Here is a 25,970-nt window from a genome sequence, read left to right on the forward strand (position 1 = left end):
ATGTCCTTTGGTCTATTTCTTTCAACAGGGTCCTCTCTTGGGTGTGCTGCATAGAGCTTGAACCAACTCCGATCAAGCAACGGTCCATACACCATACAAAAATTCGAGGGTAAAGGAAATGCATGGAAAGATTTGTAGCTAATTGACATGTTGTCTTGGTGCGGTGTTGTTGCTTGCCCCAACAGAAGAGCGGGGAATGACCTCCAAAATATTGGCCAACTAGGAGATGTAGAGGTGATCAAACAGGAGGACTCTTTCCTATTCCGTTTCATAAGGAAAAGGAGAAGGGTGCCATGTTGAATTTGAAAGGAGAGCTATGAATATGAGGAGGGACTATTGAGTCAAAGAGGAAAGAATTGGTTGTAGGTCCGATCTTTTTACTTTCATTATTGGGATTGGAAAAGAGTTGCTCACATGAAAAAGACTCATCATGTAAAAATGAAGGTAAACTATGACGCCTTTAGCAATACGCCGGGAGTTTAATGGCGTCAAGAAAGATAGGATTTTCATTGACCGTGAGGATTATTTTACAATCCACACAAGAATCGCGGCAAAGAGAATGAGCCACCACCGAACACTCAACGAGAACTTTTCTCCCTCGCTTTGGTAGTAAAATCGTCTATTCATCTCACATCTCCTCAGTTGATGATTTTCAAAATACAGGGGTATGTTGATGCTGACCATTACACATCCGACCTACATTCGAGGCCGGGTCTGTTGGGGGATGGGCCTTTCCCAATGAGCAATTGGGTCAAACAAAAAAGAGCCTGCCCGATGCGGGGCAGGCTCTGGGAAAAGTACCTGAAGTTAACTTTGTTTTTTTTTGCCTGAGATTTCTTCTCTTATCCTTCCTCAATGTTTCAGTGAAGGGTTTTCACCACTTTAGGGTTGAATGTCCCAGTCGGTGGAGACTGTGTCAGGGGAGCTGATTCCAATCAGGGTTACCCCATTCATCAGCCAGACTTTCACCTCACCTGTCGTTGTATTCTTCAAGACCACGTCCGCTTTCCCATCTCCACTCATATCCCCCACCTGCTCAATCTCCCACGCCGAGGCGATGCCGCCTAAAACTTTAGACGACGCAATAGAGGTCCCATTCATCAGCCAGATGGACACGATGTCGCTTGTGTCATTCTTCCAGATAAGGTCGGCCTTCCCATCGCCATTGAAATCGCCCATACCGGCAATCTTCCAATCCGTGGAGGTGCTGCCGGGAAAGCCCGTGTTGGTCACTATGGTTCCATTCATCACCCACACTGCCACGGCTCCATTGCTGCCGTTACGCCATATGACATCGGCCTTGCCATCCCCAGTCACATCTCCGACCCACTTGATTTGCCAGTTGAGCGGCACCCCGCCCGGGAAGCCGACGGCGGTCCGGAGAGTCCCATTCATCAGCCAGATGGCCGTGTTACCGTCACTGCTGTTACGCCATATCAAATCGGCTTTGCCATCGCCGTTGACGTCCCCGACGGCCTGAATGACCCAGGTGGTCGGCGCACTGCCGGGAAAACCCGTGGACGTGACGGTCGCGCCGTTCATCAGCCAGATCGCCACCGTGCCGTTGGTGCTATTGCGCCAGATGACATCGGCCTTGCCATCCCCTGTTACATCGCCGATTCCCGCGATCTGCCAGTTGAGCGGCACCCCACCCGGGAAGCCGACCGAGGTCCGGACGGTCCCATTCATCAGCCAGATGGCCGTGCTCCCGGTAGTCGCGTTACGCCATAATAAATCGGCTTTCCCGTCCCCATTGAGATCATATGGGGAATTCGTGGGCAACATGATTGGAGGAGGGACTGGTCCACTCCTGGTATCTGTTCCCGTCTGAGTCCACTGACAGGTATCACCAACGAGATCCCGACCAGCAAACGAGTAGGTCAAGGTATTGCCCGCAAGGGAACCCGTTAAAGTGGATGTGCCGCTAAACCAAAACCCGCCGTTGAGGGTAACCACATAGGGGCATGAGGCGCTCACCGTCCCATCAGGTGAAACGGAGCCTGAGCAGGTCACTGTTTGTACAGCTGAAAATCCGTTATCAACCACGGTATCCACCTGTGTGAGGCCCCAATTGGCGCCAGTTTGATTGGTAATAGTGTAAGTATCCCCTCCAGGATCGTTGTCGGGACCGTTATCATCTGGATCCTGACATCCCGTTGTTGAGCTGCTACTGGGGCCATCTGTCCAGGTGCCTCGAATATCCGGCACTGTCCCCGCATGCAGGCTCTCTATGGCCAAAGGCAGAAAAAGTAATCCATTTGCTAAACCCAGGATCACCGGTAAATATGTCCAATTTTTGAGCTTCATGTGAAATGCCTCCTGTTGAATCCCTGACAGTTGCTTTCCACCGTTGAGTCTGAAATAAGCAAAAAATAAACCTTTTGTAGGACACAATTCTCATGGGCGTTAATCTCTTGTAGAAATGCACCCTTGTAGAATGGGGCGCATGAAAAGACTACCTGTGGCACAGGGAGCCTTTGTAGAAAAAATGTCCAAACCATCATGCCACTTTGTCCAACTACTGCCCCCTATCTGCTACGACAGTTGGCGTTAACATCTTCCTGGTTGAATACGGTCCATTAATTTCTTGCTATCCCCATTAAGAGGGTCGTACTCGATTTTTCTGTCATGATCATTAAGGCAAACAACAAAATCATTCCCACCTGGGTTTTATCCGGTATGAAAGGGTTGAAGGAAAGAACCGGACATTCCATCATTTTTGAAAATCTGATGACAGGATTGTTTGAGGGATTGCAGATTACACGGCTTAAAAAAGAAGCCCTGAGCTCCTTCCGATAGAAGCTGACGAAGGGCTGGGAGATCTAACGCATCGGACATTGCCAGCACAGGAATTTGGTACTCTAACCATCGTAATTCATCGAGCATGGTTCGCCCGTTCATCACGGGCATATGCATATCCAACAAAATTCCATCGACCCTATAATTCATCACCACGTCCAGGCCTTCCCGTCCATTTCCTGCCACATACACGTGATATTCCGAATCTTCAAGGACAGTTTTTAGTAACCCTGCCACTGAAGGATCATCTTCAACCACCAAAATATACGGCTGGTTTTAGGTGATATTTAAGGTGCAATGTGCTGGGTCTGGTGTCTCAAGTTCTGGAATTTCCCATACATCCGTCCAATGGGAAGAGGAATGCAGGTGCATCATGAATGTCCTTTCTTTCCGATTGATCATACCTATTAAAATCGAGAATTCTATTAGCGGGTTTTAAACCTTTTCCCTGGAATATCTGTAACAAAGCCGTTCAGTGAATTTGTCCGGGGGGTCGCTGGATAACAACCGGGAAAGTGGATGGCTCACTTCTGCTGGCCGCATGAAATGTCCTCAAGTTTCTTGATCAGTAAAATCAAGTGGAGGGGAAATACCTATACCAAAAAAGTGGGGCGCGTAACTCAAGGGAAGTTCCGCCCCCCCTTTCTGAGAGCCTGAATATGGTGTTGTTCATGTAAGAGAAGTCTGCGGTTGGGCCTCCACGGCTTCTTTTTCAGATTGATAGATAGGAACAATCTCTGAGAGGTGGGTCGATTCTAAGAGATATTTGACCGTAGGTTGCGGGCTGACGATGCTGAGGTGAACGTGATTGGGCCTCATCTTGTGATACCAAAGGAACAATTGTCCAAGTCCCATCGAATCAATCCAGGTAATCTCAGCAAAATTCAGGATGATATGTTGACAGCCCATTTCCTTTGCTCCGAGGATGGCGACTTCAAGGCCTAACTTGGAACTGGCATCAAAACTTCCTGAGAGGTCCAGTATTTTTGTGTTCTGCTGACAATGCTCTCTAACGGCAAGCATGGGTTCCTCCTCCCTCTTTTTCGATTCCCTTAGGTTTAGCGGAAATTAGTTGGCCGATTTTACTGACTTCTGGGCTGCTGATAGTGAATAGATCTTGTTTGCCTTTTCTTGAACAGTTGACGCTCCGGGGAGAGGGGCATCAATTCCCCAGACAGGTTAAAATGAAATACGTATATGTCATGGGAAGCTTCAGCAATGAAAAGCCATGGAATTCGGCTAAGTTTAAAAATGGCATTCCGTCCGCTCGCTGAACTACATGGGAATTTTCCCGTCTCCCTAATCTGGTTAGAGATGGAAGGACTAACCCATGTGCCAATTTAATGGGAAATTGCCCGTTTGTTAGGTTGGAGCTCAGCGTCCTGGTTGAAAAGACCCGTCACAACGCAAAATCTCTTGTTGAACGAAGCATCTGGAAAGCTGGTTTTTCGTAGAAATCTCGTTTTCCTCATAGGGGATATGGCAAATAACCTGGGTGCCATCAGATGGTCAGAAGGGACCCATTATGTGCGGCGAGTCTAAATTTTTTGAGCAGGATTTTTGCGTTTCCAGCCTCGAGGCTTGAAGGTCAGGCGGTGGCGGCGGGGGATGAGGCGGATTAACCGCGGAACAAGCGAAGAATCATCTCAGGCGAAAAATTAATCATTCACACCATAATGAACCTCCAGACAAGAAGATCCGACAACCTTCATTTATTAAATTGTGGCCCCTCACACAAGAATTCTCCTATCCGAGCCTTCTTGCTATTCACGACCATCTTAATACCAACCGGATGTTTAAAGCATAAGAGTTTACAAGGGACGGTTGGTCTTATTCGAGAAGTGGTCCCCAGTCCTTGGACAGAATAATGAGGATGCTAAGTGAAATCTTCTGCGCTATATTTGTTTGCAACGAAAGGAGCAGAAGATGGCACGACGATCCCGACGGAATCATTCCCCAGCGTTTAAGGCCAAGGTGGCCTTGGCCGCCGTCAAGGGCGAACGCACGTTGGCGGAATTGGCCGAGCAGTTTGACGTACATCCGAATCAGATCCAAGATTGGAAGAAGCAGCTGCTGAGCAAGGCAGAACATGTTTTTGGCGCCAGTCTCGTTGCTGCTGCCGACCATGAACAGGTCCAGCAGAAGCTGCATGCCAAGATTGGCCAGCTGACCATGGAGAAGGATTTTTTAGCCACCGCGCTCGGACCCGGCCGATGACTGAGCGCAAAGCGATGCTCAAGGCCCAGCAAGGACTTTCGGTGACTCGTCAATGTCAGCTGTTAGCCGTGCCGCGTTCGAGTGCCTATGCACGGCCCCAGGATGTCTCAGCGGCAGACCTTGTTTTGATGCGCCAACTCGACGAGCTCTATCTGAAATGGCCGTTCTATGGCAGCCGTCGCCTGTGTGTTGAGCTTCAACAACAGGGCCATAGAGTGAATCGTAAACGCGTTCAACGGTTGATGCGCAAGATGGGGATCCGAGCGATTTACCCGAAGCCGCGAACGAGTCAACCAGGACTGGGGCACAAAATTTATCCCTACTTATTAAGAGGCCTGAGAATTGAACGTCCAAACCAGGTGTGGGCGAGTGATATCTGTTATATCCCGATGGCCAAGGGGTTCATGTATCTCACCGCCATCATAGACTGGTACTCACGTCGGGTGTTGGCGTGGCGCGTTTCGAATACGCTGGAAACGGATGCCTGTGTGGAGGCGCTGGAAGAAGCCCTCTTGCGCTATGGGGCGCCAGAGATCTTCAATACGGATCAGGGTGCCCAATATACCAGTGAGGCATTCACCGCGACACTCAAAGATCGTGGGGTGCAAATCAGTATGGATGGTAAGGGGCGTTGGGTCGACAACGTATTCGTCGAACGACTATGGCGCAGTGTGAAGTATGAGGACGTGTACCTGCGAGCCTATGAGACGCCCGCAGCGCTACGGGCTGGGCTGACTGGCTATTTCACGTTCTATAACACGGAACGCCGTCACCAGTCCTTGAATCGACAGACACCGGATACCGTATATTGGGCAGGTCCAATGGCAACGAAGGCGGCATAATGCCCAGCAGAAGTTTCACTTAGCGCCCTGTCCAGAAATCGGGGTCCACTTCTTCGTACCCACCGAATTGACGCGTTTAGGAAAGAACCGGTATAAGGCTGGTTGTTACAGGATGGAAAGAGATTGCCCACCTAACGGATTTAAAAATTATCGCACCAAAAATTAAGACATGAAAAGATAATAAATGGTAAAGTGCATTTCATTAAGACCATGAGCGTGATAGTTTTGCTGGGGTAGCATTTATTTCATGCCAGGCAGATGGTACTGCTTGACGAACCCACCTAACTCATTGAAAATACAGTAAAAGCGCCCGTAGCTCAATGGATAGAGCACTTGACTACGGATCAAGAGGTTGCCGGTTCGACTCCTGCCGGGCGCACCATCTTCGGTTGTTCATTTTTAGAACCCCTCACATATTTTTCCAAATCCCCCATGTGCAGATTTGCTGGGGGGCCAGTTTGAGAGACTGGCTCCGCTTTTTCACTTTAGACTTGAGTCATATGGATATTTTTATCCGTATTAGCTTCCGATAAGTCTCTCTTAATCCCGAGACCTTTCGTAATCAACCTCACGAGTTGCCTGATTCCGGGTTGGTCAATTGGGAATATTATTAAAATCCCTATTCGTCCCCTCAGATAAAAAATTCTTCAGACTATTTGCCAAAGACGAACAGAGGTGTGAACAAGGTGCTCGTATTGTACGGCCTTTGATATTCGGGTGACTCAAAAAATGAAATGTGTCGGGCACGAATCCATTCTTCTCGTGAAATCATCGCAAGGACCGAAGCAAAAGGGTTCTAAGTGGGGAATTTGTGGTCTGGAGAGAGACTCATACGAAGAATCCTGGGACAGACTCCATTTTTCATTTTCACCTATACTGGACAGGCATTCGAGTCTGAAAAAAATATGGAAGATGAAAAGGGGCAGATCATGGAAGAAAATATTGCGGTATTCTCAAAAATGGAATGGTGGTTACACTGTGCTCAACGATGGGGTTTCGCTTTTCTCATTGGCATGTTGTCGATTGGAAATTACCCTGTTTCGGCCGAAGTCCTTTTGGCCACGGATTTTGAATCTGGGAACCTTTCTGGCTGGACCGTGTTTTCTACCTCCAATGGAACTTTAGGGGGAAAGGGATTTCCTACGGTCGACTTGTGTAATCATGGGACCCCGGTCTCTCCGTCTTATTGTCTTCAGATCCAAGTGGGACAGCTCCATTACGATCCTACCGGTGAGTTGCAGCAAGGTGGAGGGATTGGGCTCACCACAATGACTAATTCCGGCCTCATGCAGCTCTCAGCCCATGTGGGGGTGACCTACCATTCTCCAGATTATAAAAGGAATCTGAACGGGGGATTGTTTGAATGGGTTGTTGATGATCAAGTCATAGCGGATCTCGATGTCGGTCCGGTGGATGATGGTGACACGGCTCAGCAGCTATTCAGTGGAAAAGTCCCTGTGGCGGCAGGTCGTCATTCCATCCAGCTTCGCGTGACCCGCCCCTTTCAGAGCGGTGCCGGCAAGCCGGCGCCGGTTCAGTTTGTCGATGATGTCATGGTGGAACTCTTTCCCCAACCATAAGGGGTCCTTTGATTTTTTGAAAAAAAGGATTTCCATTGCCTGCCTCCCGGGTTAAGAGTGGAGCGAGGAAAACCGATAAAAGAAGACACTAACGGATATCATACCGAAAGAGTCTTCTATGGTTATTTCCGAACGTAGTCTCAATCACGATACCCTCGTGGAAACTTTTGCAGGTCGGTTTGATCAACATGCCAGACAGGATTTTAAATGGCGGATTGATCATGCCATTCTGCAAGGTTATCGGTTTGTCATGTTAAATATGGTGGCCGTGTCATTTATTGACAGTGCCGCACTCGGGTGGTTGGTTCTTGCTCAACGGCGTTTTCAGCGAATTGGGGGCAAGCTTGCCATCATTTCTCCGATAGGATTTGTTCGCGATGTCCTGGAGATCACTGAAATTGGGGAATGGATCCCTATCTTTCCCAGCGAAGATGAAGCCTTGAAGACCTTTGAATCTACTAAAGAGCATTCATCGGAGCCGTGACGATGGGAACATCGACCGCACTAAAACAAGATGTCTGTCGACCGTTACCCATCCCCCAAAAAAATCGACGATCTTTTCGACGGATGTTCGTCAAACCCCACCAGGTGCTACCGGTAGCCATTCGTTGTGGACCAGACACGGTGTGTCAGGGTCGTGTGCTTAATCTCAGTCATCAAGGCATGCTCGTTGAATTTCCCGACGATCAAATTCCTCCAGTGCTGAGAGGGACCCAGGTGTCCGTCAAGCTGCATTACCTCGGTGACAGTATTTGGTTGCCTGGGCTTGTCCGGCATTGCAAGGGCCAAAAGATTGGATTTTTGTTCCCCGCCCTGACCAATCATCCCACAAGAGGGGCCAAGCACCCACTCACCATAGTTCTACATTCTCTCTCCCGCGCAGTCACCTCTCGATAACATTCTTTTCTTTCCAATTCAGCCATATTCCTAACCGTGCGCGAGTATTCATCTAATACCGAGCAAAACGACAAAATGGGTCTTCCTGGTCCACCATGCCATCCCTAAAAGCACCTAACTTTAGGTTCTTGAGGAGGCGTGAAGTCGTGGGAAAGGAAGGTTGATGGGAAACTGTTTATGGATTCCCCGAGGATAGAGAATGCCAGCATGGCCCACTTTGGGCGTATGTTGCGGGCTGCTTAGGATTGAGGGGAATTGCGGTGACTTGTCTTGGGCACCATCGAGAGAGATCTAGAAGCACGCGTGGAACGGGTAATGGGTTCCTGAATGGCTAAGAGACATTCCAGGCGTGGCCGAACCGAATCGAGGTCCTTGTGCAGATGAATTTCGGTAATGCGGTTGTCATTTAAATCGATGGACTGGCAAATGGCATCCTGCGCAATTTTGAGACCGCCATCGAGATCCCGCCGCAGAGCCGTTTTGAAGTAGAAGCGGAGGGAAAGGCTGAGGGCGTGAGTCTCCAATTTCGATAAAAATTCGGTTCGATGAGAAGATTGCCGCAACACAGTGAGTAAGTGGCTAGCCACGGCCTTTTTGTAAAGTCGCCCGGTGGAGGCCAGAACTCTTCGCCCGTTGACGGTGGCATATTGATGATTAACGCTGGGTGGCAGGGGTAAGACAACCAAGAGTTCGCAAGGTGATAGAGTATCGCCTCCAAGATGTTCCCAATGCATTTGGGATCCTGCGGTCTTAGCATTTAGTTTCCTATGGCCGGAGAGGAGTACAAGGCCACCCCTCACTTCTGACTGCAAAAGCTTGGGAAGGGAAGGGATACGAATAGTTCTCAATGGGACTCTATAGGGGGTGTGGCGTTGGTCGTGGGACGAGTAGGATGGCCAGTTAAAGGAGGCTCTGAATTTTGCTCATGCTGTGTTCAAATGTGTCTTCGTTTATATGGACAAAACGTCGCCATTCTGATGGATTCCAGACTTCAAGGCGATGAAACATGCCGACTAACACCACTTCCTGATCCTCATCGACCGGGACCAGTTTGCGAAATCGGCCAGGGATTAAGATGCGACCGGCTTTATCCATTTCTGAAGCTGAGGCTTCCGAGACCATGTGATACATGAAAAGGCGTCGTTGGTCTTCATCGAGAGATTGTTTGGCGTTTTCTAAGATCTTGGCCCATTCCGGGTTGGTGTAGGCGGAAACGGGCATATCCTGCCCCTTGAGGAACATCAGGCTATTCCCGTGAGTTTCGATTTCTTCACGAATAGGACTCGGGACAACAAATCGTCCTTTTTCGTCAATTTTACAGTAATATTGCCCAGCAAACATGCAAAATGTTCCTTGGATCTCTTGAACGTCCTATCTGTGAGTGTAGCTTAACGAATGTTTAAGAAAAGTCAAGTAGTTTTGCTTGAGTAGTCGAGCTAGTCGTCTTCTGTGGTAGGGATCCCCATATCCATATCGTCGGTATCCATCGTGTCCATGGCCTCGTCCATGTCATCTCCCAGGTCTTCCCCCATCTCCTTTCCCATTTTTTTCATTAAGCGGGCCATGCTCTGTGGATCGTTTTCGTCCAGGTCCCCGAAGTTACTGGGATCGGCCAAGGCTTCCATTCTGGCTTCTTCCGATTTGGGTGCAGCAAAGCGGGACATGATGCGTTCCAGATTGGCACTCAGGCAATGCTTGCAGGATGGGACTGGAGCGTTTGAGGTGAGGATTAAAAAGGAATTACGTTTCCGGCAATCCTGACAACGGTATTCATAAATGGGCATCGAGTCGTTCTCCTTCTGATCGCAATGTACGGGCTGTATATATCGCAAACCCGGCCATTTGGGAAGAGTGGGGTTTTGGTTTCTGAGAATTGAAAGATCTCATATGATTTAATAGAGCGAATCCCTCTCCCTCATTCTGGGAAGTCTCAAGATAAGAAGATGGTCAAAAGGGCTGTTGAGAAAGGTGAGGGAAAGGGAGAAGAAAAGGATCTGCAGATTCATTTAGATAAAACAACCAGCAGAAGAACCTTACTGGAAACCTCTTCGCCTTGATGCAGGTATTGGGAATTAATTCCCCTACACCATTCTAGCGAGTGTCAGCCCATACACCGGGCCTGATCCGGCACGCCGAAGCGTCTTCGCGCATTCATGCAAGGTTGTGCCAGTGGTAAAGACATCGTCCACCAATAAAATTCGTTTGCCTTGAATGTGGGCAGGCTTGGCCACGGAAAAGGCTCGACGCAGATTCGTGAGTCGCTCTTTTCTTGATAATGAAGTTTGGGGGACCGTGGGTCGGATCCTGAGCAGGCATCCCAGTAACAGAGGAATCCCAGTGGCGTGATGGAGTTCGTTGGCTAGCAGCAGGGATTGATTGTACTCACGTTCCCGTAATCGTTGCGGATGAAGGGGGACGGAGATGATGGCATCTAAGGGTGGTAAAGCGGGCAGCGCCTCAATCATGGCTTGGGCGAGTGGGTGAGTCAACGACAGTTTTCCACGGTATTTGAATAGGGTAATGGCTTCTTTGAGTGGGGATTGGTAGGGAAAGAGACTCCAGACTTGCGTGAGGGCCAATGGTCGTGCGCGGCAGGCTCCGCACTGATGGGCGGGGCTATGAAGGAGGGCAATGGAAGAAGCAAAAGGGCGTCCACATCGCGGACAAACGGGGTCTGGAATAGGTTTGAGCCCATCCCAACATCGGCGACAAAAAAATGGAACGGGATCGTCGCATAAGGGACTCTGACAGCCGGCACAGGCGGTGGGAAAAATGACATGCAGGAGCGATCGGAGAAGGCGAGTCGAGGTAAGTCGTGGAGCCATGGAGGCGAACTTTCAGAGCTGAGGCCGACAGGGATGTAAGCCTAATATTCGTGGGGCGCCTTGGTCCATTTACCTTCGGTATGATATAGGAGGGGTAGCAAATATACCATGATTCAAGTGTGTTCCTGACTGCAGCATTTCCGGATGGGTGCCCATGATTCAGTTTCAACATGTCTATAAGGAATACCCGCGCGGATCCACTCCGGTTGTGGCGTTGCGGGATGTCTGTGTGGACATTCAGCAAGGAGAATTTTGTGCGATCATGGGACCCAGCGGGAGCGGAAAAAGCACGCTATTGCATTTGGTGGCGGGGCTGGACTGGGTGACATCCGGCGACATCCTGCTTGACGGGCGATCCTGCCTGGCGTTTGGTGATCAGGAATGGACCCGATGGCGTCGGGAACAGGTTGGGGTCGTGTTTCAGGCCTTTCATCTGATCCCGGGATTGACGATTGAAGAAAATGTAGCGCTTCCCTTGCGTTTACGAGGTGAGGTATCCGGGTCGGTGCGAACCCGGACAGCCGACATGTTGGAGAGGGTGGGGATGAGTCATCGGCTGGGTCACCGGTCGCATGAATTATCCGGAGGAGAGCAGCAGCGGGTGGCGCTTGCCCGTGCCTTTGTGCATCGCCCTCGACTGATCGTGGCCGATGAACCCACCGGCAATTTAGATGGTGAAACCGGGGCGAGCATTGTGTCGTTGCTGCGTCAATGTGCGAAGGAATTCGGCCAGACGGTGCTCTTGGCCACCCATTCATTACACGCCGCTCAGGCGGCGGATCGGATCGTCGCGATTCGAGACGGACAATTGGAGTAATACGCAATGGATCTTTCAACAGAAATTGCCGGTGTATCGTTTCCATGTGGAGTAATGAACGCGTCAGGGGCCTTGTGCGTGACGCCGGAAGAGCTGGAGGCACTTGGCAGGTCACATGCCGGCGCGATTGTGACCAAATCCATGACACCTCATGCCCGTGAGGGCAATCCCCAACCGAGGTATGTGGCCTTTGACGGAGGCTCGATCAACTCGATGGGCCTTCCCAATTTAGGATTCCCCGTTTATGCGAAACTGATTCCAGAGTTGAAGCGGTTTGGGAAACCCGTCATCGCCAGCCTGGCCGGTCTTCATCCTGATGATTTTCTCGAAGGCGCGAAGGCCTTGGAGACCGCTCAACCGGATTTGGTGGAGGTGAATTTATCGTGTCCCAACATTCCCGGTAAGCCACAAATCGGGTATGACTTTGAGGAAACAGAACGGTTATTGACTGAGATCCGTGCGCTGCTGACCGTGCCGTTCGGCGTGAAACTCCCGCCATACTTTGATCCGATCCATCATCAGAAAATTGCCGAGGTGCTTCAGCGAAGTGGCGTGGCCTTTGTGACGGTCATCAATTCAGTGGGGAATACCCTGGTCGTTGATCCGGAACGGGAAATGGTGGTGATTAAGCCCAAAGGGGGATTTGGCGGATTGGGTGGTAGGATGATTAAGCCCGTAGCCTTGGCCAATGTTCGCGCGTTTTGGAAGATCTGGGGTGATCGGATTCCTATTATTGGTACAGGCGGGGTGGAGAATGGAGTGGATGTGTTCGAGCATGTGTTGTGTGGCGCCTCAGCAGTTCAGATAGGCACGGTGCTGGTTGAGGAAGGCTGCGAGGTGTTTGCAAGGCTCGAACGGGAAATTGCTGACTGCTTGCAACGGAAAGGCTATCCGTCGTTAATGGCATGTCGAGGGAAATTACGGGAGATGGATTGAAAAAGTACGAATTTTGATCTGCCTGAATAGGTAAAGTCAAAATGAGCTACAGCTACTGCGCTCTTGACATTTTTATAACAGGATAGGCGAGAGATGCCTCATCTAGGCCGTTGTGGTCGGGGTTGGTGGGCCTTTGGGAATGATTCGAAGCGCAATGGCTTGCCGGAGTAACTGAGCTACGTTTCTGACCCGTAGACGCCGCATCAAGTTGAAGCGGTGGACTTCGACTGTTCGCACGCTAATGTCTAGCTGTTCGCCAATTTCACGATTAGTAAAGCCTTGAGCCACCAGGCTCAGGATTTCCTTTTGTCGGGCGGTGAGAGATTGGCCCTCGGAATTGGGTTCCAAGAGTTCTTCTGTTGATTCGGATTCAGTCACTTTCCCTTTTGGCATATTGAGTCACAACCCCACGCATATTTTTCTAGTAAATTTAACATACGTCCCTTACTTCCGACAACCGCTCTCATGATACGAATCCTTCTCCTATTGGTCCTTGACCATGTTCGCCATCGGCCTTTTCGAGCCTTTCTCACGGTGGTCGGGGTAGCAATTGGAGTCTCGGCCTGGTTGGCCATTCGTCTGGCCAATGGGGAAGTCTATCAATCCTTTGAACAGTCGGTAGACTCCGTCGTGGGAAAGGCGTCTATCACCCTGTCCCGAGGCACAGAAGGGATGGATGAAGCGATCATCGAGCTGATTCAACGTCATCCTGGGGTCAAATCGGCTCATCCTATTCTTAAAATTGTTGTCACAATCCAACAAGAAGGCCTCTCCACGGGTCAGACGCTCGTGATTTGGGGGGTAGATCTTCTGAATTATGAGAAAGTCAGGCTATCAGAGGATTCGACCCCATCGATTCCGGACAATCGGTGGAAACAGCTGTTTTCTCCGCAGACGGTTTTTTTAGGGAAAGAATTTGCCAAAGAATTAGGGATGAGGGAAGGGCAGACGCTGACCGTGACGGGTCAGGGCGTCTCCCATGATCTGGTCGTGGGAGGCCTTTTGGGATCGTCTGATGCTCTTCTGCAAGGAACCGAACGACAGGCGATCATGGATATTGCTGCAGCCCAATGGTTGTTCAGTCGGTTGGGACGTCTGCATTCCATTGCCGTGGTTCCTGAGTTGGGTGTGGGGGGGGCCACGCTCATCCAAGCCTTGCAGGCCGTGGTGCCTCCGGATATTCGAATCAGTCAGTCCTCGCGACGGACGGGGCAAGTGGAATCGATGTTGAAGGCCTTCCAGTTTAATCTCACCATGCTTAGTGGAATAGCGCTATTAGTGGGGGTGTTTTTGGTCTATAACACGATGGCATTTTCGGTGGCACATCATCGTCGGGAGATTGGCATTCTTCGGGCACTCGGCATGGAACGGCGAGCCATCACGGGATTGTTTCTCTTGGAGGCGAGTCTGCTCGGCATTGTGGGGGGAGTCATGGGCTGTTGGTTCGGGGTCTTTCTGGCCAGCGGGTTGACGACGCTCATAGGGCAGAGTGTTGGGGAATTATATGGCGTGACATCTTTGGCTGTCTCGCAGATTCATCCCTGGCTGTTAGCGGAGGCGATAACGATTGGGTCTGGGGTTTCCCTCCTCGGAGCGCTCCGTCCTTCCTGGGATGCCAGCACGATAGCCCCGGTTCAAGCCTTAACGGTAGGCCATTCAGAAGATGAAGAAACCGGTTCGTACAGGACGTCAGGGTGGATCGCGATATTCGCATTTGGTGCAAGTGTGGCCTTGGGTTCTATGGCCCCGTTGGATGGCATTCCGGCCGGAGGGTATGCTGCGGCATTTTGTTTACTGGTGGGCGGAACCGCTCTGGGACCTGTACTCTGCGGGTTAATTCATGAGGGGAGGGGCACATGGCAAAGCGGGCAATGGAGCCTCTTGCCGTCCCTTGCGGCAGAACAGCTCAGCCGCAATCCCGGTCGGACCAGTGTGACTATGGCGGCGATTGTGGTCGGGTTGTCCATTATGGTTGGAGTGGGCATCATGATTCAAAGTTTCCGGCACACCGTAGAAATTTGGATTGAGCAAACGATGCTGGCGGATATCATCGTGGCTCCAGTGTCATGGTTGGGGGAACAAGAGGTCGAGAATAATACCACGGGTCTGCCGTTGACTCTGGTCAAAACGGTCATGTCGATACCAGGAGTTGAGGCGGTTGATCCCTACACGGAAACCGTGGGGGAGGTTTCAGGGCAGGCGGTGTCATTGGTCGCACGCGACATGGCCCTTCATGCCGAGCGCAGCCGATATCTGTTTGTGACAGGTGATTCCACTCCCATTTTACAAGAAACGATCGAAGATGAAGGCGTGATCGTGTCTGAAGTGTTAGCCGGGCGGCTGGGGTTGGCGGTAGGAAGCCACTTAGACGTGAAGACGCCTTTAGGACAACAGGCCTTTCCCGTAAAGGGCATTTTTTATGATTATGCCACCGATGGGGGAAAAGTGGTCATGCACGACCAACTCTTTCGTCGGCATTGGGGGGAGACCGACGCGACCATCTTTGCGGTGTATCTCAAGGCCGGTCAGGCGCTCCCGATTGTGCGACGTGAAATCGAACAGGTGTTAAAAAATGCCATCCCCATCGTCACGATCAGTAACGGGGAACTGAAGACAGAGATTCTGGAAATTTTTGATCGGACGTTTCGAGTTACCTATGTGTTGGAGTTGATTGCCCTGAGCGTGGCCGTGCTGGGGATTATCAATACCCTCATGACCGCCATCGCGGAACGCCGGCGGGAACTGGCCACGCTACGAGCGTTGGGTGTGAGTCGCCCACAAATCCAAGGCCTGATTTTTTGGGAATCCTGCTATGTGGCTGGGTTGGGTGCCGGCTTAGGAATTCTGGTGGGATTGGCGCTGTCGGTGCTACTGATCAACGTAATCAATAAGCAATCATTTGGCTGGACCATTCAATTCACACTGCCATGGGAAACGTTGGGGATGGCTGTGCTCGTGGCGTTGTTGGCGGCGTTTCTAGGCGCGTGGGGGCCGGCCAGATGGGCCAGCCGTCAATCGATTGCTGAAGATTTAAGGTATGAATGAAATGTGTGAATGGTCGTGCTGAAAAAAGTCTTAAGACAATGTGACAAGAGGTTCAGTGTGAGCAGATTTCGGCTTTTTCCGTTTCGGCTCCTTCGTATTTCACTTCCACCGTAAAGCCGAGGTCTTCGATCATCTTCCAGACTTCCTGGTGAGCAAGGCCAGGGGTCGTCAAATAGCCATCCACGAAGAGGGAGTCGGCGACATAAAGTGCCAAGGGTTGGAGCGAGCGGAGATTTTTTTCCCGTCCACCGGCCGCCCGGATTTCAGTTTTTGGGTGAAAAAACCGGAAGAGACAGAGAATTTTCAAGCAACGGATCGGTGTGAGGTTTTTCATTTCGTCAAAGGGCGTCCCTTCGACCGGGTACAACATATTTAAGGGGATAGAATCAGGTTGGACGTCCTGTAACGCCAAAGCCAGATCTACCAGATCTTCATTCCCTTCCCCCATTCCGACAATCCCGCCGCTGCAGAGTTCTAATCCCGCCGCGCGGGCATGTTTTAATGTATCGATTCGATCTTGATAGGTGTGGGTGGTGCAAATAGAGGGGTGATAGGCTTCACTGGTATTGAGGTTATGGTTAATGCGATCAACCCCTGCTTCTTTTAGAAGGCTGGCTTGTTCGCTGTTTAATAAGCCGAGTGAACAACATATTTGAATTGGCAGCTCTTCTTTAATCTGTTTGACGGCGCTGGTGATGTGTGTGAGTTCTGATTGTAATGGGGAGCGGCCGCTGATCACGATGCAATACCGCTGCGCTTTGGCTTGTGCGGCGCGTCTGGCACCTTCCAGCATTTTTTCAGGAGAGAGGAGAGAGTACCGCTCAATGGGGGCGGTGGAAATGGTTGATTGGGAGCAATAGTGACAATCCTCCTGGCAGGCCCCACTTTTGGCATTGAGCAACATTTGTAGGCGGACGGTGTTGCCAAAATATCGTGACCGAATCCGATAGGCCGCATTCACCAGGTCGAGAAGCTCGTCCTGCGGGGTGTCCAGAATGGCCAAGCCTTCCTGTCGACTTGGGATGGCTCCCTCCAGCACTCGGTCTGCCAATTCATAATATGGGGTCATGGGTTGTTCTCCCTTACTTTTTCTTAATATTTTCGATTACGAACCTGGGGTCCAAGGGTGAAATTCTATATAACTTAGGAAAGCCTGGCGACTTTGGCGGGTGCTTTTGGCGCTCGTGCTACCTGCGGAAAGGGTGTGCGGCTTTCAGGAATAGAAATTTGTGGAGCGTCCGACCACATGCTTTCCAAGGCATAATACTTCCGGATATCTGACTTAAATATATGGACGATGATGTCTCCATAGTCGAGTAATATCCAATTGGCCGTTTCTTTTCCCTCGATCTCGGGGCTTATTTCATAGCGTGTGGACATGACCTTTTCAATAAACGAGGTAATCCCACGTACTTGAGGTACTGAATCGCCAGATGCAAAGACGAAATAGTCTGCTATTGACGTCATCGATCCCACGTCAAGCACCAACACCTCTCCTGCTTGCTTTTCTTGAGCCGCTTGAGCGATGAAGACCGCTTGTTCGAGGGTAGGAGATGATTTCGGTGGTGTTAGACGGGCCATTGGTACAATCGTTGCTGAATTATATAGGACTCCACGGTGGGCGGCAACCAATGGCTTACGGAAGAGCCAAGGGCCAGGTGCTCCCTAATCGTCGAGGCCGATATCTCACATGGCGGGATGGATAGGAGATAAATGGTCTTGCCGGAAGGAAGAATGATGTCCAGACGCGTTGTGTCCTGTTCATCAAGGTTTTGAAATGCTTGAGGCTTTGTCGCAGGAATGAACGGCAGGGATTGAAGTTGTGTGAAGGAAACCCCTGGTCTTGAGCAGACGATAAAATGACAGAGGGTGAGCAAATGGTCCACGTTCCTCCAACTGCAGAAATCGAGAAAAGCATCCAGCCCCAGAATAAACCCCAATTCCGTTCCTTCCGGGAATTCTTTTTTGAAATGTGTGACGGTGTCGACACTGTAGGACACTGCCGTTGATTGGATTTCGTGATCGGATACCGTGCAGTAGGGAAACGGGGCAATCGCCTGCTTCACCATTTCTAATCGATGTTGGGCTGGCGCAAGTGAGTCTGATGGTTTGTGTGGAGGATCCCCTGTCGGGACGAAAATGATCCGATCAAGGTGGATCTTGTTGTGGACATATTGGGCAATATGCAAATGCCCATTATGGATGGGATTGAATGAGCCGCCTAAGAGGCCGATAAACATCAGTCTAGAATGTTCTCATGTGTCATTTTAGAAAGAAAAACTGCGATCTATCCCTATACCAGGGAAGATTTTTGTATAGCTGAGAGTCATGTCGCTTATGAAGCCTGCGGCTCAGTCAGGACCAGATTGTCCCGGTGAATGACTTCCTCATACTCCAATGTGCCCAGGAGTTGCCTGATGTCTGATGTTTTTTTCCCCTTGATGCGGTGGAGGGTTTCGGCAGAATAATTTGTGAGTCCCTGCGCGAAGGTCATTCCCTCCCGGGTAGCGCATGTGATGGGGTCTCCTGTCAGAAAGATGCCTGTGATGTCCAGAATGCCTGAGGGTAATAAACTTTTTCCTCGAAGGGTGAGTGCGGCCACGGCCCCTTCGTCCAAACGGAGTTCCCCTTTTGGTCGAAGCGTATAGGCAATCCACTGCTTTCGACTGGTCAGGGGTGATTGGTCTGACGCAAAAAACGTTCCTCCGGGCTTTCCGTTAAGGGCCTCTACTAGGGCATTGGGAGTTTCTCCATTTAATAAGAGGGTAGGGACCCCAAAGCGTCCTGCCTGCTTGGCGGCTTTAATCTTGGTGACCATGCCTCCACGGCTGGCTTGTGTTCGAGAAGATCCCGCAAGGTCTTCAATGTCCTTGGTGACGTTGGCAACCAGAGGGATTAATTCCGCCGAAGGATTGAGGTGAGGATCCTGGCTATAGAGCCCATCGACATCGGATAGAATCACCAGGAGATCTGCGTCGACTAGGTGGGCCACTTCTCCAGCGAGGGTATCGTTGTCCCCAAATCTGATTTCGTCGATCGCCACAGTGTCATTTTCATTGATAATCGGAATGACTCCTAGCTGAATAAGGGTATTCAAGGTATGACGCGCATTCAAAAATCGTCGACGGTTGGATAAATCCTGGTGAGTTAAGAGAACCTGGGCAATCTTGTTTTTCGTGTCTTCAAACGCCATCTCATAGGCTTGCATGAGGCGGCTTTGTCCGACGGCAGCGGCGGCCTGCTGAAGGGGTAATTCAGTGGGATAAGAAGAAATGCCGAGGTGTGCGATGCCGGCAACGATGGCCCCGGAGGAAACCACGACAATCTGTCGATTCTGAGTCTGCAGGGTGCCCAATTCCTGGGTTAAACGGTTAATACGGTCGAGACGTAAACCGCCCTGCGAAGAAGCCACCAGGCTGCTTCCAACTTTGACGACGATCTTCTTACACGCCGCTAGCACTTGCTCGTGCATGAAGTCTTTGCTTCCAGAACGGCGTTCCCTAAATAGGTCACAAGTGATGGGAGGCCTTCCCTGGTCACGGCCGAAATGGGAAAGAATGGATAGTGGTGTGTGGAACAATACTCCCGTAGAGCTTCCAAGTGCTGCCCGTTTCCCTGTGAATCAATTTTTGTGGCCACGATGGCAAACGGTCGTTCAAGGAGTTCGGGGTCAAAGGCCTGGAGTTCTCTTTGTAGCGTTTCCACGATCACAATGGGATCTTCTGAAATCCATTCGGTGATATCGACCAGATATAACAAAAAGGCGGTTCGCTGGATATGTCGCAGGAATTTAATTCCTAACCCTTTCCCCTCATGAGCGCCTTCAATCAATCCTGGAATGTCGGCGACGACAAATGACGAATGCTCCATCCATTCCACCACTCCCAAATGAGGTCGAAGAGTCGTGAACGGGTAACTGGCAATTTCTGGATGGGCAGAAGAGATCGCTGAAATCAAAGTGGATTTGCCGGCGTTTGGAAAGCCCACCAAACCGACATCGGCTAACAGTTTTAACTCCAGATTCACCCATCGCTCTTCGCCAGGGGTCCCTGGTTCGAATTGACGTGGCGCTCGATTTGTTGACGTGGCAAAACGTGCATTGCCCTTTCCGCCTTTGCCTCCTTTGGCCACAATGGCGGTTTGTCCTTCTGCAATAAGATCGGCAATGATGTCGCCGTCCTCGGTTTTCACGAGAGTTCCGACAGGAAGGGCAATCAGGATATCTGAGCCATTGGCTCCGTGGCAGTTCGTCTTGAGGCCTCTGACGCCGGACGTGGCCTCGTAGTGTTTTTGATATCGCAAGTCGAGCAAGGTTGAGACTCTATTGGAGGCCACAAACACCACGTCTCCTCCATCACCACCGTCGCCACCATTGGGACCACCAAATTCAGCAAATTTTTCTCGTCGAAAGCTGCAGTGTCCGGTGCCACCGTCACCCGCTTTGATGAATATCCGTGCTTGATCAATAAACATACTGATCCTTAAATCCTAGCGGACTTACAAGAGACAAATGAAGAAGATGAATTGAAAAAAGCAGGAAACGGGAAGGGAAGCTAGACGGGAGGATACACGCTCACCTTGCGGCGGGCGATTCCTCCTTCAAACTTAACGATCCCGTCTACTTTGGCAAAGAGTGTGTAGTCGCTTCCAAGTCCGACATTTGTCCCAGGAAAGAATTTCGTTCCGCGTTGACGAACGATAATACTTCCGCCAGTCACCTTTTCACCGGCATAGGCTTTGACGCCTAAATATTGTGGATTGCTATCGCGACCGTTGCGGGATGATCCGCCGCCTTTTTTATGTGCCATGAGTCAAACCTCCAAAGAATTTCAAAGACCAATGTTAAGCAGATGCCACAATTTCAGTGATTCGAACCTGCGTGAATCCCTGACGATGGCCCTTGGTCCTTCGATAGTTCTTACGCCGTTTCTTTTTGAAAATGGTAATGGACCGGGTTCGCGCATGTCGGATAATCTCCCCTTTGACCACTGCATCTGAGATCATGGGAGAGCCGACAATCGGTGCTTGGTCCGTTTGGACAAATCGCACTGAGTCAAATTGGATGATTGATCCAACATCCCCTTCAAGGGACTCGATTTGTAGTATACCGTTCGGTTCAGCCCGGTATTGTTTTCCACCTGTTTCGATAATTGCATACATATGTTTAGCTCCTTAACAAACACGCATTTTGCCAGTATGTTTACATTTATGTCAAGATTTTAGTATATCATCACGCGTTCTTCGTGTCTGGAAAAAAATTCGTGATGCCCTTGGCACCCACGCCTAATTTTTTTAAAGCTTATGTCAATCGGAGAAGTATTTCTATGGGGACTGTGTCAAAAAAAATCTGGATGGATGGAGCTCTTGTCGACTGGGATGAGGCCTCGGTCCATGTTCTTACTCATTCTCTCCATTATGGTCTCGCAGCATTTGAGGGGATCCGTTGTTATGAAGGCGTGACCGGATCAAGCATCTTTCGGTTAGAGGAGCATGTCGACCGGCTGTTTGAGTCTGCCCATATCACCATGATGCCCATGCCTTTTACCAAAAAAGAAGTGTCGGATGCTATTGTTGAGACGGTTCGAGTTAATCAATTAGTTTCGTGCTATATCCGCCCCATCGCGTATGTGGGCTATGGCGCGATGGGAGTGTACCCTGGTGACAACCCGATTCGTTTGGCTATTGCGGCTTGGCCATGGGGGTCGTATTTAGGGGAGGATGCGCTGGCGCAAGGCATCAGGGCAAAAATTTCATCCTTCACCCGGCATCATGTGAATGTATCCATGACTCGGGCAAAAATATCCGGATATTACGTTAATTCGATTTTAGCCAAATGGGAAGCAAAGAAGTCTGGATATGCCGAATGTATTCTCCTTGATCCTGATGGTTATGTCGCTGAGGGGACAGGAGAAAACGTGTTTATTGTGAAAAAGGGGGTCTTAAAAACGACTCCCTTGACCTCTATCCTTGACGGGATTACCCGGAATTCGATTCTTGAATTGGCGAGAGCCCAAAAAATCCCGGTGATTGAGGAACGGTTTACCAGGGATGCGATGTATGTAGCAGACGAAATATTTCTCACCGGAACAGCTGCCGAGGTTACACCCGTTCGCGAATTGGATGATCGAAAAATTGGCGAAGGTAAGCCAGGGCCTCTCACAAAATCGCTGCAGGATGATTTCTTTAGAATTGTGCGTGGCGAAAATGCGGCTTATGCCAATTGGCTGACTCCTATTTAGGAGTTTCGCTTCCAACAGGTGGCCTCATGACCATGGGCCATTCCACCAGTTTTCCAGCTGTTAAAGTAGTTGCCGACTCACCAAAGGAAATAGTTTATGGAGTTGTCTGGGGGGCAGTCGTCTCTGCTGCTGGATCAACTGCGTCGGTTTCCGTTGGAGGAGTTGCCGCAGGAGTCGACGGAGAAGACGATTCATGATGGGAGGTTGGGTGAAGATCTATCACTGTGGACGAAGTGTTGGCCTGTTTAGAAAGTAGAGCCAGGCTTAGGGATGTCAGCATAAACACAATAGCCGCTCCCACGGTGATTTTACTCAAAAACGTACCGGGGCCTCGACTTCCAAACACCGTTTGAGAAGATCCCCCAAACGATGCGCCGATCTCAGCGCCTTTTCCTGCTTGGAGCAAGATGGCGGCAATCATGAGAAAACAAACTATGATATGAAGAATGACAGTCAAAGTATACATAATGTGTGCGCGTTTATTGCCGTGTTTATGGTTAATTGTCAGTAGCTAATGCGGCTATCTTAACAAAGGATTCTGAATCCAAACAAGCTTTTCCCACGAGAGCCCCATTTATTTGTGGAGATTGAAAGAGGCTTTTGGCATTTTCCTTGGTCACGCTCCCCCCGTAAATGATTCTGGTTTGATTGGGTTTGATGCCCCATTGCGTGGCAAGAAAGGACCTGATTTCTCCATGGACTTCGGTCGCCTGGTCGACAGTAGCCGCCTGGCCGGTTCCAATGGCCCAGACCGGTTCGTAGGCGATGGTGATTTTTGCTAGATCGTTTGATTCGAGACCCTTGAGGCCGTTTTGTAATTGATGTTGAATGACTGCCTGCGTTTTATTGGATTGGCGTTCTTCCAGACGTTCCCCGACACATAATATTGGTAACAGGGCATGGTGGAGGACGGCGTGGACTTTTTTGTTAATATCCTGGTCGGTTTCTCCGAAAATATGGCGTCGTTCGGAATGCCCAATAATGACATAGTGACAACCCACGTCCCGTAACATGGGGGGCGAAATTTCTCCGGTAAAGGCGCCTTCGTCATTTGCACAGGTATTTTGTGCGGCCAATTTGATTGGTGTGGAATCCAGCAGGCTTGAAACTGCGGGCAACGAAATGAATGGGGGAGCGATGGCCAATTCTACCGAGGCCTGTGGTTGATACATCCGGAGAATATCCTTCACCAGCGACTTGGCCTGGGAAATGGTCTTGTGCATTTTCCAATTGCCGACAATGAATCGACGCAACATGGGGACCTCTTAATTTTTGGAAGAAAAAAAGCGGGTCGCTGAGATCAAAAACGATCGGGTAAGGCTGCAAGTCCCGGCATATGCTTGCCTTCCAGGAGTTGGAGTGCGGCACCACCACCGGTGGAAATGAAGGACATACTTTCCGATTCTCCTGCTCGATACACGGCGAGAGCCGTATCCCCACCTCCTACTATCGTCTTGGCATAGGCATTGGCCACAGAATGGGCCATTGCATAGGTCCCGCGGGAAAATGCATCCCGCTCAAAGACTCCCATGGGGCCATTCCACAAAATCGTTTTGGCGTTTTCGACCGCTTCGCTGAAAAGGCGTACTGAGGCCGGCCCGATGTCCATGCCATACCAGCCAGCGGGGATTTCCTGTACCGGGACAATTTTTGTTTCCGCTTCAGGATCGAGGCTTGCGGCCACGACACAATCCACGGGGAGATAAAATTTAATTTTTTGAGCCATCGCCTGTTCGTGAATGCGTTTGGCAAAATCCAGCATATCTTTTTCGACGAGAGATTGGCCGATCTCCAAACCCATGGCTTTGATAAAGGTAAAGGCCATGCCGCCACCGATGATGACTTTATCAACCACCTTGCCAAGATTTTCAATGACCCCGATTTTCCCAGAAACTTTTGCCCCTCCCAAAATGGCTACAAACGGACGAACGGGGTTCTCCACCGTGCCTTCCAAGGCTTCGACTTCCCGTTTCATCAGAAATCCTGCTGCGGATACTTTGACATATTTGGTGATGCCAACGGTTGAGGCATGAGACCGGTGGGCGGTTCCAAATGCGTCATTGATGTACACATCTGCCAACGAGGCCAATTGTGCTGAGAATTGGTCGTCGTTTTTTTCTTCTTCCGGATGAAAGCGCAGGTTTTCTAATACGACCACATCGCCGGGTTTGGCTTTATTGACGACCGCCTCAACTGCCGGCCCGATGCAATCGCCAACAAATTCGACCGGTTTATTCAACAGTCGCTGGAGCCGCTTGGCGACGGGAGCCAGGCTGAGCGACTGGTCGATGGTTCCCTTTGGGCGTCCTAAATGAGAGCAAAGAATGACGACAGCGTTTTCATCCACTGCACGGTTGATGGTTGGAAGGGCCGCCCTAATCCTGGAATCGTCAGTGATTTGGCAGGCTTCATCAAGTGGAACATTAAAATCCACGCGTATGAGTACGCGTTTGTTCCGAAGGTCAACCTGATCAATCGTTTGTTTTTTAAGGTGCTTCATGCCTTCCTTTCCCTTCCGGTGTTGATGGCTGCTTGTCGGGGGAAAGCCGGATGTTCCTTAATGAATGCGAATGTATCAATGTTGAGCAAGAACCTTGATCAGGTCGTGCAAGCGGCATGAATACCCCCATTCATTGTCATACCAGGCAAACACTTTGACGAGCCGTTTATCAATGACTGAAGTGAGAGGTGTGTCCACGGTGGCTGAGTATGAACACCCATTGAGATCACTTGAAACAATGGGAGCTTCAGAGACCTGCAAGTACCCTTTTAGCGAACTCTGAGCAGCTTGTTGAAAGGCCGCGTTCACCAGTTCCGCATCACAATCTCGTTCGACTTCAACAGAAAGATCAATGAGCGACACATTTGGAGTTGGCACTCGAATGGCTACGCCGTCAATTTTCCCTTTTAATTCCGGGATGACCAGGTACAAAGCTTTGGCCGCTCCGGTGGATGTGGGAATCATGGATAAATTGGCGGCCCGGGCCCGTCGTAAATCCTTATGAGGCAAATCAAGCAATTGTTGATCGTTGGTATAAGAATGGATGGTGGTCATGAACCCATGCCGGATGCCGAATTCCTGTAAAAGAACCTTCGAAACAGGAGCAAGACAATTCGTCGTACAAGAGGCGTTGGATATGATGGTATGTTGCTGAGGGTTGTAGTTGGAGTCATTCACTCCTAATACAATTGTGATATCCGGGTCTTTGGCGGGTGCTGAGATAATGACCCGTTTCGCTCCGGCGGATATGTGCAGTCCCGCTCCCTTTCGGTCGGTAAATCGACCGGTGGATTCAATGACGAAATCAATCTGGTGTTCTTTCCATGGCAAGGCCTGAGGGTCTTTGATGGCCAGGATCTGAGTCTGTTTCCCATTGACTGTCAGAAAGTCCGGTCCACATTGGACATCCGCTTGAAATTTTCCGTGAATCGAGTCATAGGTCAAAAGATGGGCCAGAGTTTTTGAATCAGTCAGGTCATTGATGGCCACAATTTCGATGGCAGGATCATTGAAACAGGTCCGGAAAAAATTTCTTCCGATGCGACCAAACCCATTAATGGCAACGCGGATACTCATAGTTTGATACACCTAACTAAATGAGAATAAGGGAATCTTCCATAGGCATAGGATCGTAATTTCACAATAGCATGAAGTCAAGAAAATATCACAAGGCAGGCTCAAGAAAATTCCCCGTTTTCCTTGGTTGTGAGGGCCATTATCCTTTGTGTAGTAGAGGAATTTTTCTTCGGAAGGTTCTCGCGGATTGGGCGAT

At 50.1% G+C, this 25,970-nt stretch carries 27 protein-coding genes and 1 tRNA gene; 9 read left to right on the forward strand and 19 right to left on the reverse strand.

The window, feature by feature from the left end:
* Positions 1 to 882: 882 nt before the first annotated feature.
* The 3 genes from PJI16_09255 to PJI16_09265 form a co-directional block, all read right to left on the reverse strand.
* Complete coding sequence (locus PJI16_09255; protein ID MDT3777740.1) at positions 883 to 2,307, reverse strand: VCBS repeat-containing protein; 1,425 nt, start codon at positions 2,305 to 2,307, stop codon at positions 883 to 885.
* Between the two features lie 363 nt (positions 2,308 to 2,670).
* A complete protein-coding gene (locus PJI16_09260) occupies positions 2,671 to 3,057 on the reverse strand; it encodes a response regulator (protein MDT3777741.1) in 387 nt (128 codons plus the stop codon).
* Positions 3,058 to 3,468: 411 nt separating this feature from the next.
* A complete protein-coding gene (locus tag PJI16_09265; GenBank protein ID MDT3777742.1) occupies positions 3,469 to 3,822 on the reverse strand; it encodes an STAS domain-containing protein in 354 nt (117 codons plus the stop codon).
* Positions 3,823 to 4,725: 903 nt separating this feature from the next.
* Here PJI16_09265 and PJI16_09270 point away from each other — a divergent pair.
* From PJI16_09270 to PJI16_09290, 5 genes are all read left to right on the forward strand, one after another.
* A protein-coding gene (locus PJI16_09270) for an IS3 family transposase (protein MDT3777743.1) occupies positions 4,726 to 5,858 on the forward strand; the annotation gives its coding sequence in 2 pieces (ribosomal slippage) (positions 4,726 to 4,990 and positions 4,990 to 5,858; 1,134 coding nt in all).
* A gap of 306 nt (positions 5,859 to 6,164) precedes the next feature.
* Positions 6,165 to 6,240, forward strand: a tRNA-Arg gene (locus PJI16_09275).
* A 547-nt stretch (positions 6,241 to 6,787) separates the two neighbouring features.
* A complete protein-coding gene (locus PJI16_09280) occupies positions 6,788 to 7,438 on the forward strand; it encodes a hypothetical protein (protein ID MDT3777744.1) in 651 nt (216 codons plus the stop codon).
* A 118-nt stretch (positions 7,439 to 7,556) separates the two neighbouring features.
* Positions 7,557 to 7,922, forward strand: coding sequence for an STAS domain-containing protein (locus tag PJI16_09285; protein ID MDT3777745.1), 366 nt, complete (start codon positions 7,557 to 7,559; stop codon positions 7,920 to 7,922).
* A 2-nt stretch (positions 7,923 to 7,924) separates the two neighbouring features.
* Positions 7,925 to 8,335 carry a PilZ domain-containing protein gene (locus PJI16_09290; GenBank protein ID MDT3777746.1) on the forward strand — a complete coding sequence of 137 codons (411 nt, stop codon included), beginning with the start codon at positions 7,925 to 7,927 and terminating at the stop codon, positions 8,333 to 8,335.
* A gap of 239 nt (positions 8,336 to 8,574) precedes the next feature.
* Here PJI16_09290 and PJI16_09295 read toward each other — a convergent pair whose 3' ends face one another.
* The 4 genes from PJI16_09295 to PJI16_09310 form a co-directional block, all read right to left on the reverse strand.
* Positions 8,575 to 9,069 (reverse strand): RusA family crossover junction endodeoxyribonuclease, encoded by a 495-nt coding sequence (locus PJI16_09295; protein ID MDT3777747.1) that lies wholly within the window; start codon positions 9,067 to 9,069, stop codon positions 8,575 to 8,577.
* A gap of 166 nt (positions 9,070 to 9,235) precedes the next feature.
* Positions 9,236 to 9,676: a hypothetical protein gene (locus tag PJI16_09300; protein MDT3777748.1), complete on the reverse strand. Its 441-nt coding sequence runs from the start codon at positions 9,674 to 9,676 to the stop codon at positions 9,236 to 9,238.
* Positions 9,677 to 9,771: 95 nt separating this feature from the next.
* Complete coding sequence (locus PJI16_09305) at positions 9,772 to 10,119, reverse strand: zinc ribbon domain-containing protein (GenBank protein MDT3777749.1); 348 nt, start codon at positions 10,117 to 10,119, stop codon at positions 9,772 to 9,774.
* A 297-nt stretch (positions 10,120 to 10,416) separates the two neighbouring features.
* The gene (locus PJI16_09310) at positions 10,417 to 11,160 is read right to left on the reverse strand and encodes a ComF family protein (protein ID MDT3777750.1); all 744 of its coding nucleotides are present in this window, start codon (positions 11,158 to 11,160) and stop codon (positions 10,417 to 10,419) included.
* A gap of 154 nt (positions 11,161 to 11,314) precedes the next feature.
* Here PJI16_09310 and PJI16_09315 point away from each other — a divergent pair, with 154 nt between their 5' ends.
* Complete coding sequence (locus PJI16_09315; GenBank protein MDT3777751.1) at positions 11,315 to 11,977, forward strand: ABC transporter ATP-binding protein; 663 nt, start codon at positions 11,315 to 11,317, stop codon at positions 11,975 to 11,977.
* A gap of 6 nt (positions 11,978 to 11,983) precedes the next feature.
* Positions 11,984 to 12,913, forward strand: a complete 930-nt coding sequence (locus PJI16_09320; protein ID MDT3777752.1) for a dihydroorotate oxidase — start codon at positions 11,984 to 11,986, stop codon at positions 12,911 to 12,913.
* A gap of 102 nt (positions 12,914 to 13,015) precedes the next feature.
* Here PJI16_09320 and PJI16_09325 read toward each other — a convergent pair whose 3' ends face one another.
* A complete protein-coding gene (locus PJI16_09325; protein MDT3777753.1) occupies positions 13,016 to 13,306 on the reverse strand; it encodes a LuxR C-terminal-related transcriptional regulator in 291 nt (96 codons plus the stop codon).
* A 72-nt stretch (positions 13,307 to 13,378) separates the two neighbouring features.
* Between PJI16_09325 and PJI16_09330 the strand changes: the two genes are divergently transcribed.
* Positions 13,379 to 15,958, forward strand: coding sequence for an FtsX-like permease family protein (locus PJI16_09330; protein MDT3777754.1), 2,580 nt, complete (start codon positions 13,379 to 13,381; stop codon positions 15,956 to 15,958).
* Between the two features lie 52 nt (positions 15,959 to 16,010).
* Here the strand turns inward: PJI16_09330 and bioB are convergent, their stop codons facing one another.
* From bioB to rplU, 7 genes are all read right to left on the reverse strand, one after another.
* Positions 16,011 to 17,027, reverse strand: coding sequence for a biotin synthase BioB (gene bioB, locus PJI16_09335; GenBank protein MDT3777755.1), 1,017 nt, complete (start codon positions 17,025 to 17,027; stop codon positions 16,011 to 16,013).
* 74 nt (positions 17,028 to 17,101) lie between these two features.
* Complete coding sequence (rsfS, locus tag PJI16_09340) at positions 17,102 to 17,539, reverse strand: ribosome silencing factor (GenBank protein ID MDT3777756.1); 438 nt, start codon at positions 17,537 to 17,539, stop codon at positions 17,102 to 17,104.
* Positions 17,527 to 18,198 (reverse strand): nicotinate-nucleotide adenylyltransferase, encoded by a 672-nt coding sequence (gene nadD / locus PJI16_09345; protein MDT3777757.1) that lies wholly within the window; start codon positions 18,196 to 18,198, stop codon positions 17,527 to 17,529. Before nadD ends, rsfS begins: the two co-directional genes overlap by 13 nt.
* A 95-nt stretch (positions 18,199 to 18,293) precedes the next feature.
* Positions 18,294 to 19,430, reverse strand: a complete 1,137-nt coding sequence (proB, locus tag PJI16_09350) for a glutamate 5-kinase (GenBank protein ID MDT3777758.1) — start codon at positions 19,428 to 19,430, stop codon at positions 18,294 to 18,296.
* Positions 19,412 to 20,431, reverse strand: a complete 1,020-nt coding sequence (gene obgE / locus PJI16_09355; GenBank protein MDT3777759.1) for a GTPase ObgE — start codon at positions 20,429 to 20,431, stop codon at positions 19,412 to 19,414. The genes proB and obgE overlap by 19 nt, the downstream gene beginning before the upstream one ends.
* An 80-nt stretch (positions 20,432 to 20,511) precedes the next feature.
* Positions 20,512 to 20,766: a 50S ribosomal protein L27 gene (gene rpmA / locus PJI16_09360; GenBank protein MDT3777760.1), complete on the reverse strand. Its 255-nt coding sequence runs from the start codon at positions 20,764 to 20,766 to the stop codon at positions 20,512 to 20,514.
* A gap of 34 nt (positions 20,767 to 20,800) precedes the next feature.
* Positions 20,801 to 21,118, reverse strand: a complete 318-nt coding sequence (rplU, locus tag PJI16_09365; GenBank protein MDT3777761.1) for a 50S ribosomal protein L21 — start codon at positions 21,116 to 21,118, stop codon at positions 20,801 to 20,803.
* A 164-nt stretch (positions 21,119 to 21,282) separates the two neighbouring features.
* Between rplU and PJI16_09370 the strand changes: the two genes are divergently transcribed.
* Positions 21,283 to 22,197, forward strand: a complete 915-nt coding sequence (locus tag PJI16_09370) for a branched-chain amino acid transaminase (protein ID MDT3777762.1) — start codon at positions 21,283 to 21,285, stop codon at positions 22,195 to 22,197.
* A 94-nt stretch (positions 22,198 to 22,291) separates the two neighbouring features.
* On the opposite strand, the gene secG is transcribed toward PJI16_09370, so the two are convergent.
* The 4 genes from secG to gap form a co-directional block, all read right to left on the reverse strand.
* Positions 22,292 to 22,663, reverse strand: coding sequence for a preprotein translocase subunit SecG (gene secG / locus PJI16_09375; protein MDT3777763.1), 372 nt, complete (start codon positions 22,661 to 22,663; stop codon positions 22,292 to 22,294).
* A gap of 31 nt (positions 22,664 to 22,694) precedes the next feature.
* Positions 22,695 to 23,453: a triose-phosphate isomerase gene (gene tpiA / locus PJI16_09380; GenBank protein ID MDT3777764.1), complete on the reverse strand. Its 759-nt coding sequence runs from the start codon at positions 23,451 to 23,453 to the stop codon at positions 22,695 to 22,697.
* A 44-nt stretch (positions 23,454 to 23,497) separates the two neighbouring features.
* The gene (locus tag PJI16_09385) at positions 23,498 to 24,697 is read right to left on the reverse strand and encodes a phosphoglycerate kinase (GenBank protein ID MDT3777765.1); all 1,200 of its coding nucleotides are present in this window, start codon (positions 24,695 to 24,697) and stop codon (positions 23,498 to 23,500) included.
* Between the two features lie 75 nt (positions 24,698 to 24,772).
* Positions 24,773 to 25,774, reverse strand: coding sequence for a type I glyceraldehyde-3-phosphate dehydrogenase (gene gap / locus PJI16_09390; protein MDT3777766.1), 1,002 nt, complete (start codon positions 25,772 to 25,774; stop codon positions 24,773 to 24,775).
* Positions 25,775 to 25,970: the final 196 nt, after the last annotated feature.

It is taken from the genome of Nitrospira sp. MA-1 (assembly GCA_032139905.1).
Lineage (GTDB): Bacteria > Nitrospirota > Nitrospiria > Nitrospirales > UBA8639 > Nitrospira_E.

Coding starts and splice junctions, on each gene's coding strand:
- rpmA (MDT3777760.1), bottom strand. CDS start 20,766: ATGGCACATAAAAAAGGCGGCGGATCATCCCGCAACGGTCGCGATAGC.
- PJI16_09370 (MDT3777762.1), top strand. CDS start 21,283: ATGGGGACTGTGTCAAAAAAAATCTGGATGGATGGAGCTCTTGTCGAC.
- PJI16_09330 (MDT3777754.1), top strand. CDS start 13,379: ATGATACGAATCCTTCTCCTATTGGTCCTTGACCATGTTCGCCATCGG.
- PJI16_09385 (MDT3777765.1), bottom strand. CDS start 24,697: ATGAAGCACCTTAAAAAACAAACGATTGATCAGGTTGACCTTCGGAAC.
- rplU (MDT3777761.1), bottom strand. CDS start 21,118: ATGTATGCAATTATCGAAACAGGTGGAAAACAATACCGGGCTGAACCG.
- tpiA (MDT3777764.1), bottom strand. CDS start 23,453: ATGTTGCGTCGATTCATTGTCGGCAATTGGAAAATGCACAAGACCATT.
- nadD (MDT3777757.1), bottom strand. CDS start 18,198: ATGTTTATCGGCCTCTTAGGCGGCTCATTCAATCCCATCCATAATGGG.
- PJI16_09320 (MDT3777752.1), top strand. CDS start 11,984: ATGGATCTTTCAACAGAAATTGCCGGTGTATCGTTTCCATGTGGAGTA.
- PJI16_09280 (MDT3777744.1), top strand. CDS start 6,788: ATGGAAGAAAATATTGCGGTATTCTCAAAAATGGAATGGTGGTTACAC.
- PJI16_09285 (MDT3777745.1), top strand. CDS start 7,557: ATGGTTATTTCCGAACGTAGTCTCAATCACGATACCCTCGTGGAAACT.
- PJI16_09295 (MDT3777747.1), bottom strand. CDS start 9,069: ATGCATTGGGAACATCTTGGAGGCGATACTCTATCACCTTGCGAACTC.
- PJI16_09255 (MDT3777740.1), bottom strand. CDS start 2,307: ATGAAGCTCAAAAATTGGACATATTTACCGGTGATCCTGGGTTTAGCA.
- rsfS (MDT3777756.1), bottom strand. CDS start 17,539: ATGGCCCGTCTAACACCACCGAAATCATCTCCTACCCTCGAACAAGCG.
- PJI16_09300 (MDT3777748.1), bottom strand. CDS start 9,676: ATGTTTGCTGGGCAATATTACTGTAAAATTGACGAAAAAGGACGATTT.
- gap (MDT3777766.1), bottom strand. CDS start 25,774: ATGAGTATCCGCGTTGCCATTAATGGGTTTGGTCGCATCGGAAGAAAT.
- bioB (MDT3777755.1), bottom strand. CDS start 17,027: ATGACCCCATATTATGAATTGGCAGACCGAGTGCTGGAGGGAGCCATC.
- obgE (MDT3777759.1), bottom strand. CDS start 20,431: ATGTTTATTGATCAAGCACGGATATTCATCAAAGCGGGTGACGGTGGC.
- secG (MDT3777763.1), bottom strand. CDS start 22,663: ATGTATACTTTGACTGTCATTCTTCATATCATAGTTTGTTTTCTCATG.
- PJI16_09265 (MDT3777742.1), bottom strand. CDS start 3,822: ATGCTTGCCGTTAGAGAGCATTGTCAGCAGAACACAAAAATACTGGAC.
- PJI16_09325 (MDT3777753.1), bottom strand. CDS start 13,306: ATGCCAAAAGGGAAAGTGACTGAATCCGAATCAACAGAAGAACTCTTG.
- PJI16_09315 (MDT3777751.1), top strand. CDS start 11,315: ATGATTCAGTTTCAACATGTCTATAAGGAATACCCGCGCGGATCCACT.
- proB (MDT3777758.1), bottom strand. CDS start 19,430: ATGCACGAGCAAGTGCTAGCGGCGTGTAAGAAGATCGTCGTCAAAGTT.
- PJI16_09290 (MDT3777746.1), top strand. CDS start 7,925: ATGGGAACATCGACCGCACTAAAACAAGATGTCTGTCGACCGTTACCC.
- PJI16_09310 (MDT3777750.1), bottom strand. CDS start 11,160: ATGGCTCCACGACTTACCTCGACTCGCCTTCTCCGATCGCTCCTGCAT.
- PJI16_09305 (MDT3777749.1), bottom strand. CDS start 10,119: ATGCCCATTTATGAATACCGTTGTCAGGATTGCCGGAAACGTAATTCC.